Source organism: Methylobacterium sp. Leaf88 (genome assembly GCF_001422795.1).
In the GTDB taxonomy this organism is placed as follows: domain Bacteria; phylum Pseudomonadota; class Alphaproteobacteria; order Rhizobiales; family Beijerinckiaceae; genus Methylobacterium.
This window is the reverse complement of the sequence record NZ_LMMK01000024.1, coordinates 236,292-260,376: the sequence shown is the minus strand read 5'-3', so window position 1 is coordinate 260,376 and position 24,085 is coordinate 236,292. Positions and strand designations below refer to the sequence as shown.

Annotated in this window: 19 protein-coding genes; 5 read left to right on the top strand and 14 right to left on the bottom strand. The window is 71.6% G+C overall.

What is annotated here, in order from left to right; translation table 11 throughout:
• The first annotated feature begins 13 nt into the window (after positions 1-13).
• Entirely contained in the window at positions 14-1,915 is a 1,902-nt protein-coding gene (gene cobT, locus ASF20_RS15510; RefSeq protein WP_056275490.1) for a cobaltochelatase subunit CobT, read from the top strand.
• Between the two features lie 104 nt (positions 1,916-2,019).
• Here the strand turns inward: cobT and addA are convergent, their stop codons facing one another.
• The 8 genes from addA to ahcY form a co-directional block, all read right to left on the bottom strand.
• Positions 2,020-5,511, bottom strand: coding sequence for a double-strand break repair helicase AddA (gene addA, locus ASF20_RS15505; protein ID WP_056275486.1), 3,492 nt, complete (start codon positions 5,509-5,511; stop codon positions 2,020-2,022).
• Complete coding sequence (locus ASF20_RS15500; RefSeq protein ID WP_056275483.1) at positions 5,508-5,756, bottom strand: hypothetical protein; 249 nt, start codon at positions 5,754-5,756, stop codon at positions 5,508-5,510. The genes addA and ASF20_RS15500 overlap by 4 nt, the downstream gene beginning before the upstream one ends.
• 18 nt (positions 5,757-5,774) lie before the next feature.
• Positions 5,775-6,188: a PIN domain-containing protein gene (locus ASF20_RS15495; protein WP_056275480.1), complete on the bottom strand. Its 414-nt coding sequence runs from the start codon at positions 6,186-6,188 to the stop codon at positions 5,775-5,777.
• 66 nt (positions 6,189-6,254) lie between these two features.
• Complete coding sequence (addB, locus tag ASF20_RS15490; protein ID WP_056275478.1) at positions 6,255-9,395, bottom strand: double-strand break repair protein AddB; 3,141 nt, start codon at positions 9,393-9,395, stop codon at positions 6,255-6,257.
• A gap of 67 nt (positions 9,396-9,462) precedes the next feature.
• A complete protein-coding gene (locus tag ASF20_RS15485; protein WP_056275476.1) occupies positions 9,463-10,200 on the bottom strand; it encodes a nucleotidyltransferase family protein in 738 nt (245 codons plus the stop codon).
• Between the two features lie 76 nt (positions 10,201-10,276).
• Positions 10,277-11,803 carry a tRNA (adenosine(37)-N6)-threonylcarbamoyltransferase complex ATPase subunit type 1 TsaE gene (gene tsaE, locus ASF20_RS15480; RefSeq protein ID WP_082501375.1) on the bottom strand — a complete coding sequence of 509 codons (1,527 nt, stop codon included), beginning with the start codon at positions 11,801-11,803 and terminating at the stop codon, positions 10,277-10,279.
• Between the two features lie 192 nt (positions 11,804-11,995).
• Complete coding sequence (locus ASF20_RS15475) at positions 11,996-14,494, bottom strand: PAS domain-containing sensor histidine kinase (protein WP_056275702.1); 2,499 nt, start codon at positions 14,492-14,494, stop codon at positions 11,996-11,998.
• A 313-nt stretch (positions 14,495-14,807) separates the two neighbouring features.
• Positions 14,808-16,214 carry an adenosylhomocysteinase gene (ahcY, locus tag ASF20_RS15470; protein WP_156389726.1) on the bottom strand — a complete coding sequence of 469 codons (1,407 nt, stop codon included), beginning with the start codon at positions 16,212-16,214 and terminating at the stop codon, positions 14,808-14,810.
• 252 nt (positions 16,215-16,466) lie between these two features.
• On the opposite strand from ahcY, the gene ASF20_RS15465 reads away from it, so the two are divergent.
• A complete protein-coding gene (locus ASF20_RS15465; RefSeq protein WP_056275471.1) occupies positions 16,467-16,874 on the top strand; it encodes a hypothetical protein in 408 nt (135 codons plus the stop codon).
• Positions 16,875-16,877: 3 nt separating this feature from the next.
• Here ASF20_RS15465 and ASF20_RS15460 read toward each other — a convergent pair whose 3' ends face one another.
• Both ASF20_RS15460 and ASF20_RS15455 read right to left on the bottom strand, forming a co-directional pair.
• Positions 16,878-18,494, bottom strand: a complete 1,617-nt coding sequence (locus tag ASF20_RS15460; protein ID WP_056214965.1) for an AMP-binding protein — start codon at positions 18,492-18,494, stop codon at positions 16,878-16,880.
• A gap of 10 nt (positions 18,495-18,504) precedes the next feature.
• Positions 18,505-19,104 carry a nitroreductase family protein gene (locus tag ASF20_RS15455; RefSeq protein ID WP_056214962.1) on the bottom strand — a complete coding sequence of 200 codons (600 nt, stop codon included), beginning with the start codon at positions 19,102-19,104 and terminating at the stop codon, positions 18,505-18,507.
• Between the two features lie 410 nt (positions 19,105-19,514).
• Here ASF20_RS15455 and ASF20_RS15450 point away from each other — a divergent pair, with 410 nt between their 5' ends.
• Positions 19,515-20,852: a diguanylate cyclase gene (locus ASF20_RS15450; RefSeq protein WP_056275469.1), complete on the top strand. Its 1,338-nt coding sequence runs from the start codon at positions 19,515-19,517 to the stop codon at positions 20,850-20,852.
• 24 nt (positions 20,853-20,876) lie between these two features.
• On the opposite strand, the gene ASF20_RS15445 is transcribed toward ASF20_RS15450, so the two are convergent.
• The gene (locus ASF20_RS15445; RefSeq protein WP_056275467.1) at positions 20,877-21,116 is read right to left on the bottom strand and encodes a hypothetical protein; all 240 of its coding nucleotides are present in this window, start codon (positions 21,114-21,116) and stop codon (positions 20,877-20,879) included.
• Between the two features lie 87 nt (positions 21,117-21,203).
• Positions 21,204-21,434, bottom strand: coding sequence for a hypothetical protein (locus tag ASF20_RS15440; RefSeq protein WP_244472713.1), 231 nt, complete (start codon positions 21,432-21,434; stop codon positions 21,204-21,206).
• 120 nt (positions 21,435-21,554) lie between these two features.
• Here ASF20_RS15440 and ASF20_RS15435 point away from each other — a divergent pair, with 120 nt between their 5' ends.
• Positions 21,555-21,779 carry a hypothetical protein gene (locus ASF20_RS15435; protein WP_056275463.1) on the top strand — a complete coding sequence of 75 codons (225 nt, stop codon included), beginning with the start codon at positions 21,555-21,557 and terminating at the stop codon, positions 21,777-21,779.
• A gap of 4 nt (positions 21,780-21,783) precedes the next feature.
• On the opposite strand, the gene ASF20_RS15430 is transcribed toward ASF20_RS15435, so the two are convergent.
• Positions 21,784-22,392 carry a glutathione peroxidase gene (locus ASF20_RS15430; protein WP_056275460.1) on the bottom strand — a complete coding sequence of 203 codons (609 nt, stop codon included), beginning with the start codon at positions 22,390-22,392 and terminating at the stop codon, positions 21,784-21,786.
• Between the two features lie 192 nt (positions 22,393-22,584).
• Between ASF20_RS15430 and ASF20_RS15425 the strand changes: the two genes are divergently transcribed.
• Complete coding sequence (locus ASF20_RS15425) at positions 22,585-23,103, top strand: PRC-barrel domain-containing protein (RefSeq protein WP_056214946.1); 519 nt, start codon at positions 22,585-22,587, stop codon at positions 23,101-23,103.
• A gap of 213 nt (positions 23,104-23,316) precedes the next feature.
• On the opposite strand, the gene ASF20_RS15420 is transcribed toward ASF20_RS15425, so the two are convergent.
• The gene (locus ASF20_RS15420) at positions 23,317-23,751 is read right to left on the bottom strand and encodes a hypothetical protein (protein WP_056214943.1); all 435 of its coding nucleotides are present in this window, start codon (positions 23,749-23,751) and stop codon (positions 23,317-23,319) included.
• Positions 23,752-24,085: the final 334 nt, after the last annotated feature.

Below are 24,085 nucleotides of genomic sequence, written 5' to 3'. Positions count from 1 at the left end.
ACCGTCGACCCGCATGTCGATCTCCAACCGCAAGCCCGGCGACCGGCGCGAGCCCGTCGCCGAACCGCTCAAGCGCTCGGTGGCGGGCTGCCTGCGCGCCATCGCCAAGCGCTCCGAGATCGAGGTGGTCTATGCCAGCGACCGCCCGGCGCTGACGGGTGATAAGGCGCGCCTCCCCGAACCGCCGCGCAAGCTGACGCCGGAAGACGTCGCGATCCTGCGCGGGAACGCCGACTCGATGGCCCTGCGGCTCGGCTGCCACGACGTGGCGGTGCATCGCCGGCTGGCGCCGGAGAATGCTGGCGCCCGGGCGGTCTTCGACGCGGTCGAGCAGGCCCGCGTGGAGGCGATCGGCTCGCGCCGCATGTCCGGCGTCGCCGCGAACCTCTCGGCGATGCTGGAGGACCGCTACCATCGCGGCGGCAAGTACGAGGACATCACCGACCGGGCCGACGCACCGATGGAGGATGCCGTCGCCCTGATGGTGCGCGAGCGCCTGACCGGTGCGGCGCCCCCGGAGGCGGCCCGCAAGATCGTCGACCTCTGGCGCACCCACATCGAGGAGAAGGCCGGCCCCAACCTCGACGGGCTGATCGGCTCGATCGAGAACCAGCGCGCCTTCGCCCGCTCGGTGCGCGACCTCCTCAGTTCCCTCGACATGGCGGACGAGACGCCGTTCGATCCCGAGGACGACGAGAACGAGGACGACAACGAGGCCCAGGACGACGAGCAGACCCCGAGCGAGGGCGAAGCCGAGGAGCAGTCCCAGGGCGACCGCTCCGAGATGGAGACCTCGCAGGAGGCCTCCGACGAGTTGCAGGAGGGCGCCACCGAGGCCGCCGATGCGCCCTCGGGCGAATTGCCCGACGAGGCCGAGAACGCCGAATCCGAGGAAGCGTCGGAGGCCTGGCGGCCGCCGTCGCAGCGGGCGAACGAGCCGCGCGGGCCGGAATACAAGGTCTTCAACCCGCGCTTCGACGAGATCATCCACGCCGAGGACCTCTGCGACGCCGAGGAGCTGGCGCGCCTGCGGACCTATCTCGACAAGCAGCTCGCCCATCTCCAGGGCGTGGTCGGGCGCCTCGCCAACCGGCTGCAGCGCCGGCTCCTGGCCCAGCAGAACCGGGCCTGGGACTTCGACCTCGAAGAGGGCCAGCTCGATCCCGCCCGCCTCGTGCGCGTGGTCACCGACCCGTTCCAGCCGCTCTCGTTCAAGCGCGAGAAGGACACGAATTTCCGCGATACCGTGGTGACGCTCCTGCTGGACAATTCCGGCTCGATGCGCGGGCGCCCGATCACGGTGGCGGCGACCTGCGCCGACATCCTGGCGCGGACCCTCGAGCGCTGCGGCGTCAAGGTCGAGATCCTGGGCTTCACCACGCGCGCCTGGAAGGGCGGACAGTCGCGCGAGGCGTGGCTCGCCGGCGGCAAGCCGAACACGCCGGGGCGCCTCAACGACCTGCGCCACATCGTCTACAAGAGCGCCGACGCGCCCTGGCGCCGGGCGCGCAAGAACCTCGGGCTGATGATGCGCGAGGGCCTGCTCAAGGAGAACATCGACGGCGAGGCGCTGGACTGGGCGCACAAGCGCCTGCTGGCCCGGCCCGAGCAGCGCAAGATCCTGATGGTGATCTCGGATGGCGCGCCGGTCGACGACTCGACCCTGTCGGTCAATCCCGGCAATTACCTCGAGCGCCACCTGCGCTGGATGATCGAGGACATCGAGACCCGTTCGCCGGTGGAACTGCTGGCCATCGGCATCGGCCACGACGTGACGCGCTACTACCGCCGCGCCGTGACGATCATCGACGCCGAGGAACTGGGCGGCGCCATGACGGAAAAGCTCGCCGAACTCTTCGAGGAGGATTCGGGCACGTCGGCGCCGCAGAAGCGGGCCGCCGGCGGGCGGCGGTAGCGTGTGTCAGGGATAAGGGGGAACCGGTTACCCGGAAAAGACTCACGCTGAGAAAGGATTAGGGAGTCTGTCCGGCTCAGGATGAACCTGACAGACTCTCGGGCTCACGCTGCCCTCTGCGCCAGCGTGTCGAGGGCGGCCGCGACGGCGTCGGCATCGAGCCGGCGGATGACGGGCCCCGAGGTCCAGACCAGCATCGGCACCACGCGGTGGCGCGGGTAGATCTCCGCCAGGAGCGCGGCATAGAGAGCGATCTGCCCGGCTTCCGCGCGCGGCAGAGGCGCCCCGTCCCGCGGGGGCCGGCCCGTCTTGAAGTCCGCCACCCAGACCGTGTCCGGGGCGATGGCCAGGCGGTCGACACGACCGAAGACCGGGCGCGAGACGCCACCGACCACGACCCGCCCCGACAGCGTCACCTCGGCCCTTGCCTCCGGCGCGAAGAGCGGCGCCAGGTCGGGCTCCGCGAACAGGTGCAGGGTCGCGGCCACGATGCCGTCCTGCTTGGCACGGTCGAATCCGGGTGCACGGGCGCGCACGAAGGCGGTCGCGGCGGCCTCCCGCTGGGCCGGGTCGATCCGCGGCAGGTGCTCCACCAGGGAATGGATCAGGGTCCCGCGCCGGCGCGCCTCGCTGTCGGCCTGCCGCTGGCCCGGCTGGCGGCGGGTGTCGGCGGCCCCGAGGGCGCCGGACGGCGTCACCGGAGGGGCGGCCTCGACCTCGGCCGGGACGGGGGCCTCCAGCCAGGCCGGCAGGTCCGGCGGCCCCTCCGCCGCGGAGGGGGACGGGGCCGCCGGCTCCGCCGCGCCGCCGTCGCGCCACAGGGTGGCGGGGCCGTGGGGGGTCTCCAGGACCTCCCCGAGACCGAAGGACCGTTCCAGGCCGGTGCGGACCATCTCGCACCAGGCGGCCTCGCTCGGGGCCTCGTGCCCGCGATAGGGCGCGATGACGAGGCGGTCGGCGGCACGGGTCATCGCCACATAGAGGAGGCGGTTGTGCTCTTCGCGGGCCCGGGATTGCAGGGTGGCGCGGGCCTGGGTCACGGCCTCGCAGTCGCCGGCCTTGGCCCCGGCCCAGACCGGCGGCAGCAGCGCGGCGCCGTGGCCGAACCGCTGTGCCCCCGGCACGAGCGGCAGGAGCGGCGGGTCGTTGCGCCCCAGGGCCTCGCAGCCGTCGATGACGACGACCACCGGGGCCTCCAGCCCCTTCGCCCCGTGCACCGTCATCACCCGGACCTCGTCGCGGCCGGAATCGAGATCGCGCTTGACCGTGTGGCCGCCCTCTCCGCGCCCCGGAACGGTGTCGTAGCGGGCGAGGAACCCGCCGAGCGAGGGCGCGTCGGGCGCCTGCTCGGCCTGGGCCGCCGTCATCAGGAAGACGTCGATGGCGTCGCCGGCCTCGCCGCCGAGGCGGGAGACCAGGGCACGGCGGCCGCCGCGGGCCCCGAGCAGCGCCGCGTAGAATCCGAACGGGCCCTCGCAGGCCGCGAGGGTGATCCAGGACGTGAGGGCCGCGTGGCCGCGGATCGCCGCGGGGTCGCCGGCCGCCGCATGGCGCGCGAGGGAATCCTCGAGGGTTTCGTCGAGGTCGCGCCGTCCGGCGATGCGCACGAGGTCGTCGTCGTCGAGTCCGACCAGGGGCGTCTTCAACGCGCCGGCGAGGGTCAGGTCGTCGGCCGGCAGGAGGCCGGCGCGGCCCACCGCCACGAGGTCGTTGACGGCGATGTGGGCGGCGATGTCGAGGCGGTCCTGGCCGGCGACGGGCACCCCGAGGGCCTTCATGGCGCGGATGACCTCCTCGAAGGCCGCCGAGCGCTTGCGTACCAGGATCAGGATGTCGCCGGGGCGCCAGACCCGGCCGGTCTCGTCGCCGGCGGTGATCCAGGTCAGGGCCGCCCGGGCGACCCGGCGTGCGGTGACGATGGCCGGTGCGTTGGTCTCCGGCGCGTCGACGGGGGCGGCCCAGGCATCGGGCTCGGGCTCGTCCGCCGGCTCCTCGATGGGCCAGAGTTCGACGGTGCCGGGCGCCGTGACCCGGGCGGTGCTGTGGGTGGTGCCGACGGCCGCGTCCTCGAAGGACAGGCCCTCGTAGTGCTCGGGGATCGCGAAGGTGGCGTCCACGGCCCTCAGGACCCCGCCGGCCGAGCGGAACGACAGGTTCAGGTGGACGTCCTCGAAAGCGAGATCGGCGCCGGCCGCCGCCCGCTGCCAGGCGCGCCGGGTGGTCTCGAACTCGCGGGGCTCGGCCCCCTGGAAGCTGTAGATCGACTGCTTGGGGTCGCCGACGGCGAAGCGGGTCCGGGCGACCTCGCGGGCGCCCTCGCCGGAGGCGAACTCGGCGGTGATGCGGCGCAGGATCTCCCACTGGTGCGGGTTGGTGTCCTGCGCCTCGTCGATGAGCACGTGGTCGACGCCGCGGTCGAGCTTGTACAGCACCCAGGTGGAATCCACCCGGCCGAGGAGGTCCAGGGTCTTGTGGATCAGGTCGTCGAAGTCGAGGGCGCCGAGGCGGGCCTTCTGGGCTTCGACCCGGCGGTGGATCTCGCCCGCGAGGGTGAAGAGCGCGCGGGTGCGTTCCAGGGCGCGCACGCCGCGCAGGGCGTCCCGCAGCGGCTCCAGGCGGTCGCGCTCGTCGCACAGGGCCTGCTTGGCATCCTCCGGCACAGCCTTGGTGCCGAGGCTCCTGTCGGCCTTCGGGGCGCCCTCCTTGGTGAAGAAGACCCCGAGGTAAGTCTCCAGGGCCTCGGCGGGCGCGGCCGCCGCCGCCGCCGCGAGCAGCCTTTCGGCGATGCCGTCGTCGGTGGCCTTGCCGGTGCGCAGGCGGCCGGCGAACGCGGTGAGATCGCCCAGGCCCCCATCCAGCATCCGTGCCTCGATCGCCGCCGCGCTGTCGCCGGGCCGGACGCCGAGGGTGTCGGCCAGCGCGGCGAAGGGGCCGTCGAGGCCGACGCGGCTGTCGAGCACGTCGCGGGCCCGCATGGCGCTGCGGATCGCCTTGCGCAGGGCGTCCCCCGTCGCCTCGGGGCCGACGACGGCGAGGGCCTCGCCGAGAGGCCGATGCCCACCGCCGATGGCATCGGCGAGCACGTTGCCGGTCTCGATCCGGAAGGCCTCCGCGGCCTGGGTCTCGTCCAGCACCACGAAGCGCGCCGGCACGTTCGCCTCGAAGGGGAACATGTGCAGCAGGCGCTCGCAGAGGGCGTGCAGGGTCTCGATCTTCAGGCCGCCCGGCGTCTCCACCGCGCGGGCGAACAGCCGCCGGGCGACCTGCAGGGTCTTGCGGGCGGGGCGCTCCCCCGTGAGTTCCGTGAGTTCGGCCGAGAGGGCGGCGTCGTCCAGCGTCACCCAGCGGCCGAGGACCCGGAACACCCGGATCGACATGTTGGCCGCCGCCGCCTTGGTGAAGGTGAGGCAGAGGATGCGGGCGGGCGGCGCCCCGTCGAGAAGCAGGCGCACCACCCGGTCGGTGAGGACCTTGGTCTTGCCCGCGCCGGCATTGGCCGAGACCCAGGCCGAGGCGCGCGGATCGGCGGCCTGGCGCTGCGCTGCCTTGGTGAGGTCGTCGACGACGAAGGTTTCTCGGACGGTCGCGGCGCTCATCGATCCGACCTCATCCGGTCCTTCGCCTCGGGGGGGACGTCGGGGGCCCCGTCGAGCAGGGCCAGGGCCGCCTCCACGTCGGCGCGCTCGGCCCGCGCCTGGAGCGCCTTCAGGCCGCGACGGTGCCCGAGGCCCTCCGCGATGAAGGCGACGAGCAACTGGTTGATGGAGACGTTGTCCTCGTCAGCGGCCGTCTTGGCCTGGGACATGACGTGGTCGGGCAGGCGGAGTGCGAAGTTCGGCATGGCCCATCCTCGTATCTGTCAGCGGGTCAGGTAGGCTTGCGGAGTCATCGCCCGAAGACCGAAAGCCGACAGGACCGGCTTTCGGAAGTGGCGATCGTGGGTCAGGATCAATTCGGCTCCGGCGGCCAGGGCGCATTCGACGTAGAGATCATCCTTCGGATCATCCAGGAACGGCCTGAAGCGGAACCAGGGCAGGGTCAGGACCGCGGTCGCGCACAAAGCGTCCAGAATCGTGTCGATCCCGGCCTCTTCGATCCAGGGCGTAGGCCCCAGGAGCCCCGGACGTTTGAGGACATCCTCGTACTCGAACACCATCGCGGGCGAGAGCGCGAACGAAAACCGGCGGGTGAGCAGCCCCCGCAGCACGGCGTGGGATGCGCCGTTGCGGGATCGCAGCGCGCCGAGCACGACGTTGGCATCGACGACGATCATCTTCTCAAGATGATATTGCGGGCGATATCGGTCAAGAGCGAAATCAGGCTTGTCCCGCGCGGTCCTTCAGCCCTCCCCCTCGCCGCCGAGCGACCATTCGAGCACCCGGGCGAGGTGGTCGTAGTCGCCGTAGGACTTGGCGTATTTCGGGTAGGGTCGGGAGGTGTAGGCGGCCTCGCCCGTGAGGAAGCGGGCGACGAGGCCGCGGAAGCGGGCGACGTGCTCGGCCACGATGGCGGCGACCTCGCGCTCGTCGCCCCGCGGCGGCTTCACCGCCAGGGGCTCGAAGGGTTTGCGGCCGCCCGAGGCGTGGACGTAGAGGAGGTCCGGCGTCAGCGTGGTGGCGGGGAAGCCGTCGAAGGCCCCGGCCATGAGCATCGCAGCCTCCAGGGTGAGCTGGGGCGAGAATCCGGCGAAGACCTCCTTGTTGCTCGGCGGCAGCCCGGTCTTGAAGTCGACGATGCAGGCCCCGCCGTCGCGGCGCCGCTCGATCCGGTCGGCCCGCGCCCGCAGGGTGAAGGTCTCGGTGCCCATCGGGATCACCCATTTGCCGGAGATTTCCGGATGCACCCGGCCCAGCTGCGCCCGGCGCTCACCCTCCCAGGCGAGATATTCTTCCGACAACCTCACGAAGCGGGGCCACCATTCCGCGTACAGCGAAGGGTAGGTATCGTTGATCGACGCAAAGGCGTTCGCCGCCATGCCGGCCAAGACCTCTGCTGCCAAGGTGCCGTCCGGAAGGGAATCCGGGTAGCGCTCGGCGAAATCTCCGAGAATCTCGTGGATCAGCGTGCCGCGGTCGGCGGCCCCCGGCTCGGCCGCCACCGGATCCAGCGGATCGAGGCCGAGGACGTGCCGGGCGAAGATCACATAGGGGTCGCGCACCAGGGTCTCGACCTCGGTGACGCTCAGGGACCGCGGGAACAGGGCCGGATCCGGCCTCGGACGGGGCTGCTTGAGACGGGCCTGCGCCGGGCCGGTACCCTGGTCGAGGGCGGCGGCGTAGGCCGAGAAGCGGCGCCCGGCGGCCAACGCCCGGTTCCAGCCGGCGTCGCCCGTGAAGGCGCGCAGGCGCTGCAGGAAGCGCGACGGCACGGTCGGCGCGCCTTCGCGCTTGGCCGCCCGGGTGATGAGGGCGTCGTGGTGGCCGAGGGCCTGGACGAAGTCGTGGGCGCTCTGGCCGATCCGGCGCTCGGGCGGGTTGAGGCCGATGCGCTCGCGCATGGGCCGGTTGAGGAAGGCGTCGGTGGTCGTCTTCATCGGCCAGACGCCCTCGTCGAGGCCGCCGAGCACGACCCGGTCGACGCTCATCAGCCGGGCCTCCAGCAAACCGAGGATGCGCAGGCGCGGATGCGGGCGCCCGTCGCTGCAGGCCACCAGCCGCTCGCGGGCGAGCGCCGTGAAGAAGGCGGGGTAGTCGCCGAAGCGGCCGGGCAGCAGGCCGGGTTCGGCCATCTCGAGGTCGTCGAAGAGGGTGTCGAGCACGCCGAGCGACGCGTCGTCGACGGCCTCGCCCTCGGCCGCGTCGATCAGCCGGTCGAAGGTGGCGCGGTGGCAGGCGGCGTAGGCGACGAGGTTGCCGACGTCGCGGTGATCGGCGTCGAGGAAGCCGTCGAAGGCCACCTGCAGCCGGTCCAGGAGTCCGGCGGCGAGGTCCCAGTCGCGCTCGGTCAGGCGGCGCTTGGCGCGGGGCCGTCGCCCGGTGGCGCTGCGCTGGTCGGACAGGGCCTGCCGCAACCCGGCGAAGCCCGGCGCCGGGGCGGGCCCGCGCAGGGTGCCGATCTCCAGGGCGGCGGCGGCCCGGACCACGTCCCTGCGCGGCAGGCCGAGGCGGACATAGGGATGGGACAGGAGCGTGATCAGCCGGGCCGGCTGGAGATCGGCCGCGACCTCGGCGGCGAGCCGCGCCAGGCGCCCGGCCCGGCTGCGCGACAGGGCCTCGCCGCCGGAATCCTCCGCGACGATGCCCCAACGGGCGAGTTCGGCCGCGACGCGCAGGGCCAGGGCGCGGTCCGGAGTCACCAGAGCCGCGGTCGCACCCGGCGTTTCCAGGGTCTCGCGCAGGGCGATGGCGATGATCAGCGCCTCTTCCCGCTCGTCGCTGGCCTCGACCACGGCGAGGCCCCGCAGGCCCTCCTCCGCCAGCCGCGCGCGGTCGGCAGGGTCGAGGGCGGCCCAGGCCTCGGTGGTCTCGGCCGGGCGCAGGGCCTGCGACAGCAGCCCGAAGCGGGCCTGCGCCTCGGCAGAGGTCTCTCCGAGGGTCGCCACCTGCGCCCGGTCGCGGTCGAGACCGGCCGGACCGAGGAGGCGATGCAGGACCGCCTGCGGATGGCCGTGGGCGATCTCGCGCGAAAAGCCCTCGCCGGTCTCGATGGCGTCCCAGCCATCGCCGTCGAGCTCGGAGTCGAGGCCCGGCAGAACCACGGCGCCGCGGGGCAACCCGGCCACCGCGGCGATCAGCTTCGCGGTGGCCGGCACGGAGCCGGTGGAGCCCGCCACGATCACCGGGTCGGCGGGCCGATCCCGCATCAGCCGGTCGGCTTCGGCCAGGACGAGGCGGCGCGAGCGCGAGACCGGGTCGCTCATCCCGCGCTCGGCGAGGATCCCGGGCCAGGCCTCGGCGGCGATCCTCACGAAATCCAGGGTCAGGCCGAAATAGCGCGAGTACTCGGCCTCCACGGCGCCGCCGATCTCGTCCCAGGGCAGCCCCTCGACGGTGAGCGCGTCCATGAGGCGTTCGAGGTCGGCGGCGAGCCCGATCGCGTCGGCGGGGGAGGACGGCACCAGGAAGGGCACGTCGTCGTCGATGGGCAGCAGCGTGCGGTCCACCGCCTCGGCCCAGCCCTGGACGAGCCGGGCGAGGATGAGGCGGCGCTCCAGAGGCGGCATCGCCGGGGCGAGACGGTCGGGGCCGTTCTCGAGGAGCGGGTTGGCGGCGAGATCCAGCTCCGCCTCGTCGGCCTCGCCGAGGGGGACCATCCGGGGCAGCAGGGCGGCGTGACCGAGGCGCGCGGCGAGGATCGCGGCCAGCGCCCGCACCGCCCTCTGGGTCGGCAGGTAGAGGGTGACGGAGGCGAGCGCGAAGGGGTCGTCGCCGATCGCGCCCACGAGGCGCCCCGAAATCAGGGCGTCGGCGAGGGTCGGCAGGAAGGGCGCGCCGGGCGGGATCGAGAAGACGTGGGCGGTCGGGACGTCTGAGGTCGGCATCCCACCCTCCATGCCACCAAATCCCCGGCCCGGGAATGCGATGCCCCGCGGAATCGCCGACCTGCGCTCAGAGCGTCGGCGCCGTGGACTTCACCCGGGCCTCGGCGGCCGTGATCGCCTCCGGCGTGCCGACGTGGAGCCATTGCCCGTCGAGGCGAAGGCCATGCAGGCGGCCGGCCGCGATGGCCCGGTCGAACAGGAGGTTGAGGGAGAAGGCCCCTTCCGGGGTCCCGGCGAACAGGCCGGGCTTCAGGATGGCGACGCCGGCATAGATGAACGGCGCCACCTCGCGCTCGCCCCGTCGCTCCAGGGCCCCGGACGAATCCATCGCGAAGTCGCCGTTGCCCTCGTAGCCGAGGCTCGTCGCGGTCGGGGCGACGAGGAGGAGGATGTCCATCGCCGCCGGGTCCCAGGCGGCGATCAGGCGGCCGAGATTCGACTCCGGGCCCTCCAGCCAGAACGAGTCGGCGTTGAAGACCACGAACGGGTCCTCGCCGAGGAGCGGCAGGGCCTTCTTCACGCCGCCACCGGTCTCCAGCAGGGCGTCGCGCTCGTCCGAGAGCACGATCGCCGGGGCGGTCCGGCGCTTGCCCACGTGCCCCTCGATCAGGTCGGCGAGGTAGTGGACGTTGACCACCGCCTCGGTGATGCCGCCCTCCGCCGCCCGGTCGAGGGCGTGGTCGAGGAGCGCCCGGCCGGCCACCTCCACCAGGGGCTTGGGCACCGTCGCGGTGATCGGGCGCATGCGCTTGCCGAGGCCCGCCGCGAGGACGAAGGCGCGGGTGATGGGGGCTGTGTCGGACATGGCGTTCGTCTCGTCGGAGAGGTCTCGGGCGGGCGCGGCCGCCCTCCGGCAGCCTCCCCGCGGGCATCGCGGGTCTTCAGCCGCCCGCGGCCGGCTCGCCCCCGGCCTTCGGCACGAGGTGCGGCAGGTGCGCCTCGTGCCAGAGGCGCAGATGGGTCAGGGCCGGGTGGTTGAGGTTGCGCGCGAGGTAGCCCTCGATGCGCGGCAGGTGCGCGAGGTAGGCCGGCTTGCCGTCGCGCCGGTCGAGGCGGGCGAAGATGCCGAGGATCTTGGTGGCGCGCTGGGCGGCCAGCACCGCGTAGGCCCGGGCGAAGGCCTGCATGTCGAAGTCGGGCTCGCGGGCCCGGCGCTCGCGCACGTAGAGGCCGAGGAGGCGCAGCTCGAACTCGGCGGTCGCGTCCACCCGAGCGTCCTGGAGGAGCGAGGCGACGTCGTAGGCCGGATGGCCGAGAACCGCATCCTGGAAGTCGATGACGCCGATGCGCTCCAGCCCCTCGCGCTCGGGCAGCCAGATCAGGTTCGGCGAGTGGTAGTCCCGCAGGGTCCAGGTCGGGCGGTCGGGCTTGATGCTGTCGAGCACCTCCGCCCACAGGGCCACGAATTCGGACCGGGCCGCGTGGGGCAGCTCGCCCCCCCGGATCGCCGGGCAGTACCAGTCGGGCAGCAGTTCGGTCTCGAACACCAGGGCTTCGAGGTCGTAGGGCGGCAGCACGTGGTCGATGCCGTCGGCCACGGGGAGGACGCCCGGCAGCTCGGTGGCGTGGAGCTTGGCCAGGAGGCGCACCGCCTCGGCGTAACGCTCCGGGCGCGGCCCGTTGGCGTCGACCACCGGTTCGGTGCCGAGATCCTCCAGGATCAACAGACCCTCGGCGAGGTCCTCGCCGTAGATGCGGGGCGCCGAGAATCCGAGGGCGCGCAGGCCGCGATCCATGCCGACGAAGGCGTGCACGCTCTCGGCGAGCTTGACGATGGCGCTGTAGGGGCGGCCGTTGCGGACCGGGGGGCCGTCGGCGCGGGGCGGCGAGATCATCAGCACGGCGGTCTTGCCGTCCGGCTTCACCAGCCGCTCGTAGGCCCGCGAGGAGGCGTCGCCCTGCATGTTGACGCGGGCGGCCTCGTCCCAGCCGCTGCGGACGAGGAGGAGGCGCAGCGCGCGCGCCCGCTTGAGCCGGGCGGCCATGCCGCCGCTGCCGTCGATGCGGGCGAAGCGCGCCCCGTCCCCGAACTCGGCCCGCAGGGACAGGTCGACGGTCAGCATCGGCGCGTCGCGGTGTCCCAGGCGCTCGGGCCACTCCACCAGGGTGATGGCGGTCTCGGCCATCTCGTCGAAGCCGAGCTCGACGAGTTCGTCGGGGCTGCGCAGGCGGTAGAGGTCGGCATGCACGATGGCCCGCCCGTCGGCGGCCTCGTAGGGCTGGATCAGCGTGAAGGTCGGGCTCGGCACGTCGAGGTCCGGGTCGCCCACGAGTTCCCGGATCAGCGCGCGCGCGAGGGTGGTCTTGCCGCCGCCGAGGCCGCCGGACAGGGCGACGATGTCCCCCGGCACGAGGAGCCCCGCGAGGAAGCGGCCGAGATCCTCGGTGGCGCTCTCCTCCGGCAGCATGATCTCCCAGGCCGATTTCACCTCACGCTGGGGCGTGTCGGCACCATCCTCGTTCAACGCCCAACTCCTCCATGGCCGTGCGCCGCCCCGGCCGGACCCGGATCGCGCGGAGCCCCGCTGTCATACCGGAGCATCCTTAACCAAATCGCGGACGGACCGAAGGCTCCATGGGGACGCCCCCGTCCGGCGCTCCTACTCGGCGGCATCCCGCCGCGCGGTCGGCTCGGTGATCGGGAAGGTGCAGGTGACGCGGGTGCCGGCGCCGGGGGCCGAGTCCAGGCCGACGCGTCCGCCATGCAGTTCCACGAAGGAGCGCACGATCGACAGGCCGAGGCCGACGCCGCGATGGCGGGTGCCGAGGGTGTGGCTCTCGAAGCGGTCGAAGACCCGCGCGGCGACGTCGGGCGGCATGCCCTGCCCCTGGTCGGCCACCGCCAGGGTCAGTTCCGAGGCGTTGCGGCGGACCTCCACGCGGACCTGCTGGCCCGGCGCAGAGAAACCGACGGCGTTCGACAGGAGGTTGAACAGGATCTGGCGGACGCGCTTGCCGTCGGCCACGAAGGTGCCGACGTCGTCGGGCACGTCGAGATCGAGGGCGATGGCGGAATCGGCGAGCCGGTCCTCCAGCCCGCGCACGGCGGCATCGACGGTGGCGCGGACGTCGACCACCTCGCGGGTGAGCTCGAGGGAGCCCGCATCGATGGAGGCGAGGTCGAGGATGTCGTTGATCATCACGAGCAGCGCGCCCGACGAGCGCATGATGTGCCCGGAATACTCGCGCTGGCGCTCGTTCAGGGCGCCCACCGTCTCGTCGCCGAGGAGCTGGGTGAAGCCGATGATGTTGGTGAGCGGCGAGCGCAGCTCGTAGGAGACGTGGTTCACGAAGGTGTCGCGCAGCTGCGAGGTCCGCTCCAGGGCGTCGTTCTTGTCGGTGAGCGCGCGCTCCACGTTCACGCTGGCGGTGACGTCGATGAGGGTGAGCAGCGTCGCGCCCTCGGGCAGCGGTTGGGCGGCGCAGTCGAGCACGGTGCCGTCGACGATCTCCAGGCGGCAGGTCAGGCCGGCGCGGCTTTCCAGGCCGGTGATGGCGCCGCGGATGTCGATCCACGGGTCCTCGTCGGGCGAGAGGGTCTGGCAGGCGGCGATGACGGCATCGACCCGGGGGCGCTCGCGCAGGGTCTCGGGATCGAGGCGCCACAGGGTCGCGAAGGCACGGTTGGCGAAGGTCAGCCGGCCGTCGGCGCCGAACACCGCCACGGGCTCCTTCAGGGTGTCGAGGGTCTCGGCCTGGACCCGCATCAGCGCGTTGTAGCGGGATTCGAGCTTCATGTTCTCCGAGACGTCGTCGAACAGGTAGGTCAGGCCGCCCTGGGGGTTGGGATCGGCGACGACGCGCAGCGAGCGCCCGTCGGGCAGGTACCACCAGGCCTCGTTGGCCTCCACGGCGCGGTAGGCGGCGAGCACGTCGGCCTTCCAGGACTTGAAGTCGGCCTGCTCGGGCAGTTTCCGGGCGGCGCGCAGCCGGTCGAGGATCTCGCCGTCGAGGGGGCGGCCGTCGAGGAAGGCCGGGTCGAGGTCCCAGAGCTGGCGGTAGGCGGCGTTGTGGAAGATCAGGCGCTGGCGGGCGTCGAACATCGCCACGGCGGTGGGCAGCTGGTCGAGGGTGCGGACGTTGGCATCCATCTGCCGCTGCAGGTCGGCGCGGACGCTCTCGAGCTCCGAGACGTCGACGGCGATGCCGACGCGGCCGGTCTCGATGGCGCTCTCGGTGACGTCGAGGGTCCGCCGGCCGCCCGCCACCACGGCGGAGAGACGATGCGGGACGCGCCCCCCGGTGGCCAGGCGGCCGGATTCGTCGCGGGCGATGAGGTCCCGGGCCTGCCGGTCGAGGAGCTCGACGCCGGCCTCGAGGGCGTGCTCCCGGGTGCCCCCCTCCACCGCCGCGACGTAGGCGAGGTTGACCCAGGCGAGCGCCCCGTCGCGGTTGCGGCGCCAGACCGGCTGCGGGATCGCGTCCAGGAGACTGCCGAGCGCCGAGAGGCCGCGCTTGGCCTCGTACAGGGTGAGGCGCAGGTCGATGAGTTCGCGCTTCTCGTCGGTCGTCTCGCGCAGGCGCAGGATCGCGCGGCCGGACAGGGCCTGCCCGTGCGCGTCGATGAAGCGGCCCGACTGGGTGCGCAGGCTCAGGCGGAAGCCGGCGCCGCGGGCGCGCAGCGCCTCGACGGCCGTGTTCAGGGCGTCGGCGTCGACCGCATGCAGCCAGGTCTCGAAGCCGGGCAGGCCGGGATCGGCGTCGCCGGGCGCGCGCCGGCCATCGATGAGGCCGAGATCGCCCTCGATGGTCGGCGCGCCGCGGCCCGACCAGGTGATGAGGACCTGGCGCTCGGCGTTCAGGAGCATTTCGGCGCGGTCGTGGGACTCGCGCAGGGCCGACAGTTCGGTCACGAGGTCGCGCTCGCGCCGGGTCCAGCGGCTGCGCTCGCGCATGTGCAGCAGGGCCACGATGGTGGCGAACACCGTCAGGCCGATCAAGATGGCGAGACCGGCCGCGTTGTGCGTGTGTTGCCCGAACCCCGAGACGGCAGCGCCGGCATCCAGCCCCGTCCCGGCCGCCCGCGCCGGGGGACCGGCCACGGCGACGGCGAGAGAGCCGGCGCACAGCAGGGCGCGCGCCGTTCGTTCGACCCTCATGATCCGTCCCGCCTCCACGAATCTTCGATGAGACGCCGAAAGGCGCCCATCCCGCAACCGGCCGGAGGCCGGCTGCGAGCCACTCCATCTGAGGAATCAGCCCACACTAGCGCGAGGCGGAATCGTCCCGGAAGAGGCTTAAGCTTAACTTTAGAGGCTTCGGAGGCGATGGCTGCGCAGGAGCGCAGAAAAGCCACACTGCGACGGCGCGTCCAGCAGGGACCGGACGCGCGAAAGCCCGGCACGGGGCCGGGCTTCGCTGGGGCCGATCGGAGGTCGTCGCGGCGCCCCGCGAGGGGCGCCGGAGCGGTCTTCAGTAGCGGTAGTGGTCGGGCTTGAACGGGCCGTTCTCGGAGACGCCGATATAGGCGGCCTGGTCGGGACGGAGCTTGGAGAGCTTCACGCCGATCTTCTCGAGGTGGAGGAGCGCCACCTTCTCGTCGAGGGCCTTCGGCAGGGTGTAGACCTGCTTCTCGTACTTGCCCGGGTTGGTCCAGAGCTCGATCTGGGCCAGGGTCTGGTTGGTGAAGGAGGCCGACATCACGAAGGACGGGTGGCCGGTGGCGTTGCCGAGGTTCACCAGGCGTCCCTCCGACAGGAGGATGATGCGGTGGCCGTCGGGGAAGGTGATCTCGTCCACCTGCGGCTTGATGTTCGACCACTGCATGTTCTTCAGGCCGGCGACCTGGATCTCGTTGTCGAAGTGGCCGATGTTGCACACGATGGCGCGGTCCTTCATCGCCCGCATGTGCTCGATGGTGATGATGTCCTTGTTGCCCGTCGCGGTGACGAAGATGTCGGCGCGCGGCGCGGCGTCCTCCATCGTCACGACCTCGTAACCTTCCATCGCGGCCTGGAGCGCGCAGATCGGATCGACCTCGGAGACGAGGACGCGGCAGCCGGCGTGGCGCAGCGACGAGGCCGAGCCCTTGCCCACGTCGCCGAAGCCCGCGACCATGGCGACCTTGCCGGCCATCATCACGTCGGTGCCGCGACGGATGCCGTCGACCAGCGACTCGCGGCAGCCGTAGAGGTTGTCGAACTTCGACTTGGTGACGGCGTCGTTCACGTTGATCGCCGGGAAGAGGAGCTTGCCCTCCTTGGCGAGGTTGTAGAGGCGGTGCACGCCGGTGGTGGTCTCCTCGGAGACGCCCTTGATCGAGTCGGCGAGGCCCGCGAACCAGCCCTTCGGCTTCTCGCTGAGCTTCTTCTTCAGGAGCGCGAAGAAGATCTCCTCCTCCTCGGATTCCGGCTTGTCGAGGAAGGCGGTGTCGCCGTTCTCGGCGCGCAGGCCCAGGTGCACGAACATGGTGGCGTCGCCGCCGTCGTCGAGGATCATGTTCGGCAGGCCGCCGTCATGCCAGTCGAACAGCTTCGAGGTGTAGTCCCAATACTCCTCCAGGGTCTCGCCCTTGATGGCGAAGACCGGGATGCCGGCGGCCGCGATGGCGGCGGCGGCGTGGTCCTGGGTCGAGTAGATGTTGCAGGAGACCCAGCGGATGTCGGCGCCCAGCGCCTTCAGGGTCTCGATCAGCACGGCCGTCTGGATCGTCATGTGCAGCGAGCCGGCGATCTTCGCGCCCTTCAGGGGCTGCGACGGACCGAATTCCTCGCGCGTGGCCATCAGACCCGGCATCTCGGTCTCGGCGATCGAGATCTCCTTGCGGCCGTACTCGGCCAGACCGATGTCCTTGACGATGTAATCCTGGGCCGGGGAAATCTGGGCCATTTCGTAACTGCTCCGTCTCTCGTTGCGTCTCGGCGAGGCCTATAGCAGGGCGCCGGGCCAGAGGCAATCAAGATATAAAGATGTCTTTATGCGAATGATTCCAGTCGGTCCCGCCTGGGCCGGTCGGTCGCCCGCGCGTTATAAATCCCGCAGAACGTGTCTTTTAGGGATCGGTTGTGTCTGCGCCGGGCCTGCGACTCGGGCATGCTCCGGCGCAGTGTTCCCAAGAGCGGGGCAGCCCCCATGATCCGGCAGGTCGTCCTGGCCAGCGCCATGGGTCTCGCTTCAGGCGTGACCGCCCAGACGAGCCCGAGGCGCGTGGCCACGTTCGAGAAGGTTGTGTTCGGAAGCAGCCGGCTCACGGCCGCCTCGTTCTCCTCGCTCGATCCGACGTGCAAGTCTCTCGGCCCGATGACGATCAGCCTGATCGAAGCGCCGCATGACGGCCGCGTGCAGATCGCGCAGGGACAGGATTTTCCGAGCTTCCCGATGTTCAATGCGCGGGCGCACTGCAATGCCCGCAAGCGGCCCGCGACCTTCGTGTTCTACACCGCGGCGCCCGGCTATACCGGCCGCGACGCGTTTGCGCTCGAACTGGTCGATCCCGTGGGAAATGTCAGCCGCGTCCGCTACCGCGTGACGGTGCGGTGAGCCTCACCCCTCGTCGCGCAGCTGCCGGCGGATGATCTTGCCCGTGGTGGTCATGGGCAGATGATCGCGAAACGCGATCGCGCGCGGGTATTCGTGGGCCGAGAGGCGGGTGCGCACGAAGGCCTGGATCTCGGCGGCCAGGGCATCCGAGGCCTCGTAGCCCGGGCGCAGGACGACGTAGGCCTTCACGATCTCGGTACGGAGCGGGTCCGGCTTGCCCACCGCGGCGGCGAGGGCCACGGCCGGGTGCGCGCCGAGGCAATCCTCGATCTCGGTGGGACCGATGCGATAGGCGGCCGAGGTGATGAGATCGTCCTCGCGCCCGACGAAGTGGACGTAGCCGTCGGCGTCGCGCCGGGCGGTGTCTCCGGTGAGCATCCAGTCACCGAAGAACTTCTTCGCCGTCGCCTCGGGCTGGTTCCAGTAGCGCAGGAACATCACGGGGTCGGGCCGGGCGACGGCGATCTCGCCGGGCTCGTCGGCGGCGGCCTCGCTGCCGTCCGGCCGCAGGATCGCGACCCGGTGCCCGGGGACCGGGCGTCCGGTGGAGCCGGCCCGCGCCACCCCGGCCGCCCGGCAGGCGGCCAGGACGAGGTTGCACTCGGTCTGGCCGTAGGCCTCGCCGATGGTGAGCCCCAGTTCGCGCCGCGCCCAGTCGAAGGTTTCCGGACCCAGGGCCTCGCCGGCGGAGGCGATGTTGCGCAGGCGGGACAGGTCGAAGCGCCCGCGCGGATCGGCGACGCCGCGCAGCATGCGCAGGGCCGTCGGCGGCAGGAACGCGAGGCTGATCGCCCGCTCGGCGATCAGCCGGAACGCGGCCTCCGGCTCGAACCGGAAATTTGGGCAGGCCAGCACCGGCACGCCGAAATGCAGGCTCGGCAGCGTCGCGTTGAGGAGGCCGCCGGCCCAGGCCCAGTCGGACGGCGTCCACATCCGGTCGCCGGCCTGCGGCGGAAAATCGTGCATCATGCAGAAGCCCGGCAGATGCCCCAGGAGCACCCGGTGGGCGTGCAGCGCGCCCTTGGCCGGCCCGGTCGTACCGGAGGTGTAGATCATCAGGGCGGGATCGTCGGCCCGGGTGTCGACCGGCACGAACCCGCCCGGCGCCTCGGCGAGCAGGGCATCGCAGCCGAGGGCCTCGCCCCGCGCGCCGTCCACGCAGACGACGAGGTCGAGGTCCGGCAGGTCGGCGCGGAGGGCCTCGATCTTGGAGAGGCCCGCCGCGTCGGTGATCAGGACGCGGGCCCCGGCATCGGCCAGGCGGTAGCGCAGGGCGTCCGGCCCGAACAGGCCCGCGAGCGGCAGCGCGATCGCCCCGAGCTTGTAGGCGGCCGCATGGGCGATCACCACGGCGGCCGATTGCGGGAGCAGGACCCCGACGCGGTCGCCGGGCACCACGCCCCGGGCCCGCAACCCGGCCGCCAGACGATCGGAGCGATCCTTCAGGTGGCCGAAGGTGACGTCCGAGACCCGCGCCCCGACGAGCTCCTGGATCGCGACCCGATCGGGCGCGCGCAGAGCCCAGCGGTCGCAGACATCGACGCCGATGTTGAACCGCTCCGGGATGTCCCAGGCGAACCCGGCGACGAGCCCGGCATAATCGGGGGCGGATCTCAGCACGGCGGACGACTCAGGCTTCGCGGGCCTTGAAGGCACCGGCGAAGGCGAAGTCGCTGATCGGCCGCCGGCCGTTCGGCACCTCCTTGGCCCGCTGCTCCTCGGTGAGATCGGCCGGGTTCGCCGCGCGCCCGACGGCGTAGGCCGCCTCGACCTGATGGTCCGGCGGCACGTTGAGCACGCTGACGGAGCGCGCCTTGTCGAACCCGCCCATGCCGTGCACGTGCCAGCCCTGGCGGATCGCCTGGAGCTGGAAGTTCGCCGAGGCGGCCCCGGTATCGAGGGAATGGCTCGCCGAGGGCGTCAGGCCGTCACCGGTCTTCATCAGCTTGCTCGAGACCAGGATGACGAGGGCGCCGGCCCCCTCCGCCCACTTGCGGTTTCCCGGCACCAGCAGGTCGAGGAAGGTCTCCCAGGCCGGGGTTCCGCGCAGGGCGTAGACGAAGCGCCAGGGCTGGGAGTTGTAGGAGGACGGCGCCCAGCGGGCGGCCTCGATCATCCGCAGAAGCTCGGATTCCGGCACGGCCTCGCCCGTGAAGGCGCGCGGGGACCAGCGCTCGAGGAAGAGCGGATCGATGTCGTGGTCGGGCTGGCGTGGGTTCGAGAGGGTCACGGGCAGGCTCCAGAAGGCGTAGAGATCCGGGTCGAGGGGTGGCGACGGGCAGCCCCGAACGCGGTCCGCGGCGGCGCGCGCCCGGATCTGGACGAGGCATGCACGAGGTGGCCCCCGGGAGGCAATCGTCCATTCGGTCGGGCACCGTCACATCCCAAGATTGTTAGATACATTTTTGCACGTCCTGGTCATTCTGTGCCATCGATCGCTCGGATTTTAGCGATCGGGGCAAGCATGCCGACAGGAGTTGCGGTCACTCTTGCCCGTGGGGCCGAACGCTTGGCCCGGGAGCCGAACGCTTGGCCCGGAAGCCGAACTTCTGGCCCGGGGGCCGAACTCTTCGCCCGGGAGCCAAAGTGGCTCGCCTGCCCACCGCCCGCCTGCCCGCTTGCCCATGGATTTTTCCGCGCGTGATCGCTTCGTCTGCTGCCCGATCGTCCGACGATCCGGGCTCCCTGTCGTTTCGCACCAGCGACCGTCTGCTGGCGCTCATCGAACGGACGCTGCAGGCGACGCGCTGGCGCCTCGTCTTCCCGGCCGAACTCGAAAGCCGGTTCGAGGCGGAGACCGGACGCCGGCGGGTTCGGCACCTGCGGCGCACCACCCTCATCGGCCTCGCGGTCTTCCACCTCTATGCCGGGGCCGCCTTCGTCACCACGCCCGACGTCGCGATGCTGAACCTGGTCCTGCGGTTCGCCGTGATGACGCCGCTGGCCATCGGGATCTTCGTGGGCCTGAGCCGGGTGAGCGCCCCCATTCGGGAGGCCCTGTGCGGCCTCGGCGTCCTGGCAGCGGTGACGATCCCGGTGCTCACGCTCTGGCTCGGCCACGGACCCAACGTCGCCCACGCGACCACGGCGATCTGGCTGACGGTGATCTTCGCCAACATCTCCCTGGCGCTCCGGTTCACCTGGGCCTGCATCGTCTCCGGCACGACCGCGCTCGCCGGCGGCCTCGCCATCGCAGCCCACCCGGAGATTGCCTCGGATCTGGCGGGCCTGGTCCGGCTCGACATGCTGATCGGCATCGCCTTCAGTCTGGGGGCCGCGCATGAGATCGAGAGCGCCAACCGACGCAACTACCTCTACACGCTGCGGGAATCCTTGCGGGCGCAGCAGCTCGTGGTCGCCAACGCCCGGCTGACCCGTCTCTCGACCACGGACCCGCTCACGGGCCTCGCCAATCGGAGGGCCTTCTCGCAGCGTCTCGAAGCCCTGTGGCAGGCCTCCCGCGACGGCGATCCGTTCGCCCTGATGCTGGTGGATGTCGACCACTTCAAGCGCTTCAACGACCATTACGGACACGGGGCGGGCGATGCTTGCCTGTGCGAGATCTCGCGGCTGCTGACCGCCCGGGTCAGCGGGACCACCGACCTCGTGTCGCGCTACGGCGGCGAGGAATTCGCCCTGTTGCTGCCGGGCCTCGACAGCGCGGCGGCCATCGTCCTGGCGGAGCGGGTCCGCCAGTCGCTGAATGCCCTCGCCCTGCCCCATGCCGGGCGCGGCGACGGCCTGGACCACGTCACCGTCAGCGTCGGCGTCGCGGCGAGCCCGGACGGCGCGGAGACCCCGGCCGCCCTGGTGGAGGCCGCCGATGCGGCGCTCTACCGGGCGAAGTCGGCGGGGCGCAACCGCACCAAATGCGAGGGCGCGCCCCCTCGCGCGGGGACCGGACCGGGCCTCGAGGTCGAGCCGGCCCTGGCCGCCTGGCCGGCCGGTGGGACCCCGCCCCGGCGACGCTCGGCCTGACCGCCGCCGGACCGGGACCGGACGTCAATCGACCACGCGGGCCGTCGGACGATCGTTGCCCTGGGCGGTCTCGTCGTGCCAGGCGCCCTGGCTGTCCTGGTAGCGGATGCCCTCCGTCGAACCCGGAACCTGCTGCTCGGCCGCAGCGGCCTGGGCCGCCTGCAGGGCCTCGTCATGGCTCGGATAGGTCTCTGAGAACACGTCGCCGACCTTGTAGGCGAAGCCGCCATCGTGCTCGACGATGCGATAGGTGATCTCGGACATCGGCTGTTCCTTCCCGTTTCACGCACCCGCGCGTCTGCGAGCGCAGCATCCGGGAGGGCGAACACGGGGCGGTTCGGGAGGTTCCGCTCAGTGTCGGGTCGGGCTCGCCCAGGACAGGTTGGGAAGCGCCGCCGCGCAGCCCGCGATCAGCGAACCGCGCACATCGGCGGGGTCGTAGCCCGGCCCATCGGGAAACCCGATCGCGTGGGTGGTTTCGCTGTCGGAGCGGCGGATATGGGCGACCCAGCCCTCCGGCGCCCGCTCGAAGGCGATCTCGAAGACGATACCCGCCTGCTCGAACCGGTGCGGCTTCATCATCCCGTTCCTCGACCCGTCCCGCGCCAGCCCGGATCTCAGGGTGATTCCGGGGCGGCCTCTCGCGGGATGTGGGGGTTTGCGATATCGGGACAAGGCAGTCAGCCGACCCCGGGAACACGCATGCGCCGCCTTTGCCTCGCTCTCCTCCTGACGCTGCTGGGCGCGGACCAGGGCGCCCGGGCGGAGTTCAGCCTGTTCGGCAGCGCCGATCGCACCCCGGCCAATCCCTTCGCCTCGAACTACGCCTCGCCGCCTGTGCGCGGGACGTCGGAGCGGGCCCGGCGCCCCCGCCGCGCACCGCCTCCACCGGGGTCCCTGCGCCCGCCCCGGGACATCCCGCGCTGAACGCTCAGGCGGCGGGCAGCGCGTTGGCGATCGCGGTGACGATGCGCGGATCGTTGGGCTCGACCGAGGACGGGAAGGCGCCGATCAGGCTGCCGTCGCGGTCGACCAGATACTTATGGAAGTTCCAGCCGGGCGTGCTGCCGGGCTTCTCGGCGGCCGCCCAGCGATAGAACGGATGCGCGGCGGGACCCCGGACATGGGTCTTGGCGGTGACCGGAAAGGTCACGCCATGGTTCTTGCGGGCGGCCTCCGCGATGGCGACGCCGTCCAGGGGTTCCTGGTTGCCGAAATCGGGCGACGGCACCGCGATGACGGTGAGGCCCCGGTCACCGAAGCGGGTCCAGAGGCCCTGCAGCCCCGTGAATTGCCCGGCATAGCCGCAGGCCGTAGCCGTATTGACCACGAGGATGGGCCGACCGGCATAGGCCGAGAGCGGCAGGGTTCCGCCCTCCGGCGTCTCGAAGGCGAAGTCGCCCGCCTTCCTGGCGTCGGCCACGGCCGGGCGGACACCGCAGACGAGGGCCCCACCGAGCAACGCGAGGGCGTGACGGCGCGGCAACCGCGCGAGCCGGGCGTTGGCGGGCCGGGCGTTGGGCAGCAGGACGTTCGACATGGTGCGGCACCCCGTTACGGGCGCGCGGACCGGTTCCGCCGCCCCTTGGACCGAGAAATCTAAGGCCCGACCGGCGTTCGTCCATTCACCATGCCGGATCGCGGGAACCTTTGGCGGAAGCTTGAACTTGAGCTGTGGCACCACGCCCCCCCTCGTTCGCCCTTCGGCCCGACCTTTCGAAAGACTTCGTCCATGCGCAGCCTGTTGCTCGGCACGACTCTCCTCGCTGCCAGCGCCACCCTCGCTCTCGCTCAGTCGCCGGATGCCACCGCGCCCGCCGCCTCGCCGGCACCGGTCCAGGCCGCCCCCGCGACCCTCGCCAACGATCTGCGCCCCACCTTCGTGGTGCAGAACAAGAGCGACATGGTCACGTCGAAGCTGGTTGGCCTGACCATCCAGAACGCCGCCAACGAGACCATCGGCGAGATCGCCGACGTCGTGCTCGACGAGAAGAATACGGTCAAGTCGTGGGTGGTCGGCGTCGGCGGCTTCCTCGGGATCGGCACGAAGTACGTGGCCATCGACCCGAGCGCCATGAAGCTCGTCCGCGTCGACGACACCACCCTGAAGGCGACCATCGACACCAACAAGGACCAGCTCCGCGCCGCGCCGGAATACGTCTACCTCGGCAAGGCCAAGCCCAATGCGGATGCCACCAAGACGAACACGGATGCCAATCCGAAGCCGGCGGACGCCCCCAAGGCGCAGTGATCCGGCCCCGGATGGGTTGAACGGACGCCTTCGCATCCCTGCGAGGGTGTTTTTCGTTTCCGGGCATCGCAGGTCTGACCCGCACCGGACCGTCAGAAAACCGTCACGTCGTTGGGGTATTCGGCTCGCCAATCGGAGGCCAACGGCACCGCCGGTCGATCCCGAAGGGGACGGTTTCGAAGAGCCGGTCGCGTGCAGCGAAGGCGGATGAGATCAGGCAGGGCTGCGCAGAGCGTCCCGCACCGTGCTGGCGACGTTGTCGATGCGCCGGACCGCGATCAGGCCGTCGCGGTCGTCGGGGAATTGGGCGTCGAACAGCTCCTCGAGCCACGGCGTCGGATCGTCTTCGCTCGCCAGCGATTCCAGGTCGCTGGCAAAGACGATGCGCAGATCCGGGCGCAGAGCACGGGCTTCCAAGGCCAGCTTCTGGCAGCAGAGCTTGCCCTGCAGGCTGACGTCCGTCACGAGAACATCGACGGGAAGGCCGAGGGCCAGGACCGTCATCGCGTCGACGCCGCAATCCACCGTGGTGGCCGCGAAGCCCGCTCGTCGAATCTGCGACGTCACCTCATCGCGCCAATGCTTCTGGCGACCGGCGATCAGAACCTGAACGCCGTAGGCGCCACCTGGCGAAGTCGGTCGTTCCATAGTCGAGACTCCCCCCTCGCGCCTGGACATCCGTGCCGATCACCTCGGAAACTGTGCGTCGCAGCATGCTATGTCACGTTCGCTCGTACAGACAAGCCCCCCATCCTGCCGAGGCGAGTGTCTTTCGGGCCCGCCTTCGTCTGATGTCCCGGACCGTCGACCCGGAGAACTCCCGCACGACACGATGCTGCACCGCAGCACTGGCTCAGGTCTGCAAGCGGATCCCCTGGACAAGTCCCTGGTCTGACAGGACTCGTGGCCGGCGCGTCCGATGCGACAGGGGGATGACGGTGGTCGCGGTTGACGCGGACGGCGCGCGCGGGGCAACACCGGC

Excerpts from the sequence above, each read along its gene's own strand:
- cobT (WP_056275490.1), top strand. The coding sequence starts at position 14 with ATGTCGATCTCCAACCGCAAGCCCGGCGACCGGCGCGAGCCCGTCGCC.
- addA (WP_056275486.1), bottom strand. The coding sequence starts at position 5,511 with ATGAGCGCCGCGACCGTCCGAGAAACCTTCGTCGTCGACGACCTCACC.
- ASF20_RS15500 (WP_056275483.1), bottom strand. The coding sequence starts at position 5,756 with ATGCCGAACTTCGCACTCCGCCTGCCCGACCACGTCATGTCCCAGGCC.
- ASF20_RS15495 (WP_056275480.1), bottom strand. The coding sequence starts at position 6,188 with ATGATCGTCGTCGATGCCAACGTCGTGCTCGGCGCGCTGCGATCCCGC.
- addB (WP_056275478.1), bottom strand. The coding sequence starts at position 9,395 with ATGCCGACCTCAGACGTCCCGACCGCCCACGTCTTCTCGATCCCGCCC.
- ASF20_RS15485 (WP_056275476.1), bottom strand. The coding sequence starts at position 10,200 with ATGTCCGACACAGCCCCCATCACCCGCGCCTTCGTCCTCGCGGCGGGC.
- tsaE (WP_082501375.1), bottom strand. The coding sequence starts at position 11,803 with ATGCTGCCGGAGGAGAGCGCCACCGAGGATCTCGGCCGCTTCCTCGCG.
- ASF20_RS15475 (WP_056275702.1), bottom strand. The coding sequence starts at position 14,494 with ATGAGGGTCGAACGAACGGCGCGCGCCCTGCTGTGCGCCGGCTCTCTC.
- ASF20_RS15465 (WP_056275471.1), top strand. The coding sequence starts at position 16,467 with ATGATCCGGCAGGTCGTCCTGGCCAGCGCCATGGGTCTCGCTTCAGGC.
- ASF20_RS15445 (WP_056275467.1), bottom strand. The coding sequence starts at position 21,116 with ATGTCCGAGATCACCTATCGCATCGTCGAGCACGATGGCGGCTTCGCC.
- ASF20_RS15440 (WP_244472713.1), bottom strand. The coding sequence starts at position 21,434 with ATGATGAAGCCGCACCGGTTCGAGCAGGCGGGTATCGTCTTCGAGATC.
- ASF20_RS15435 (WP_056275463.1), top strand. The coding sequence starts at position 21,555 with ATGCGCCGCCTTTGCCTCGCTCTCCTCCTGACGCTGCTGGGCGCGGAC.
- ASF20_RS15430 (WP_056275460.1), bottom strand. The coding sequence starts at position 22,392 with ATGTCGAACGTCCTGCTGCCCAACGCCCGGCCCGCCAACGCCCGGCTC.
- ASF20_RS15425 (WP_056214946.1), top strand. The coding sequence starts at position 22,585 with ATGCGCAGCCTGTTGCTCGGCACGACTCTCCTCGCTGCCAGCGCCACC.
- ASF20_RS15420 (WP_056214943.1), bottom strand. The coding sequence starts at position 23,751 with ATGGAACGACCGACTTCGCCAGGTGGCGCCTACGGCGTTCAGGTTCTG.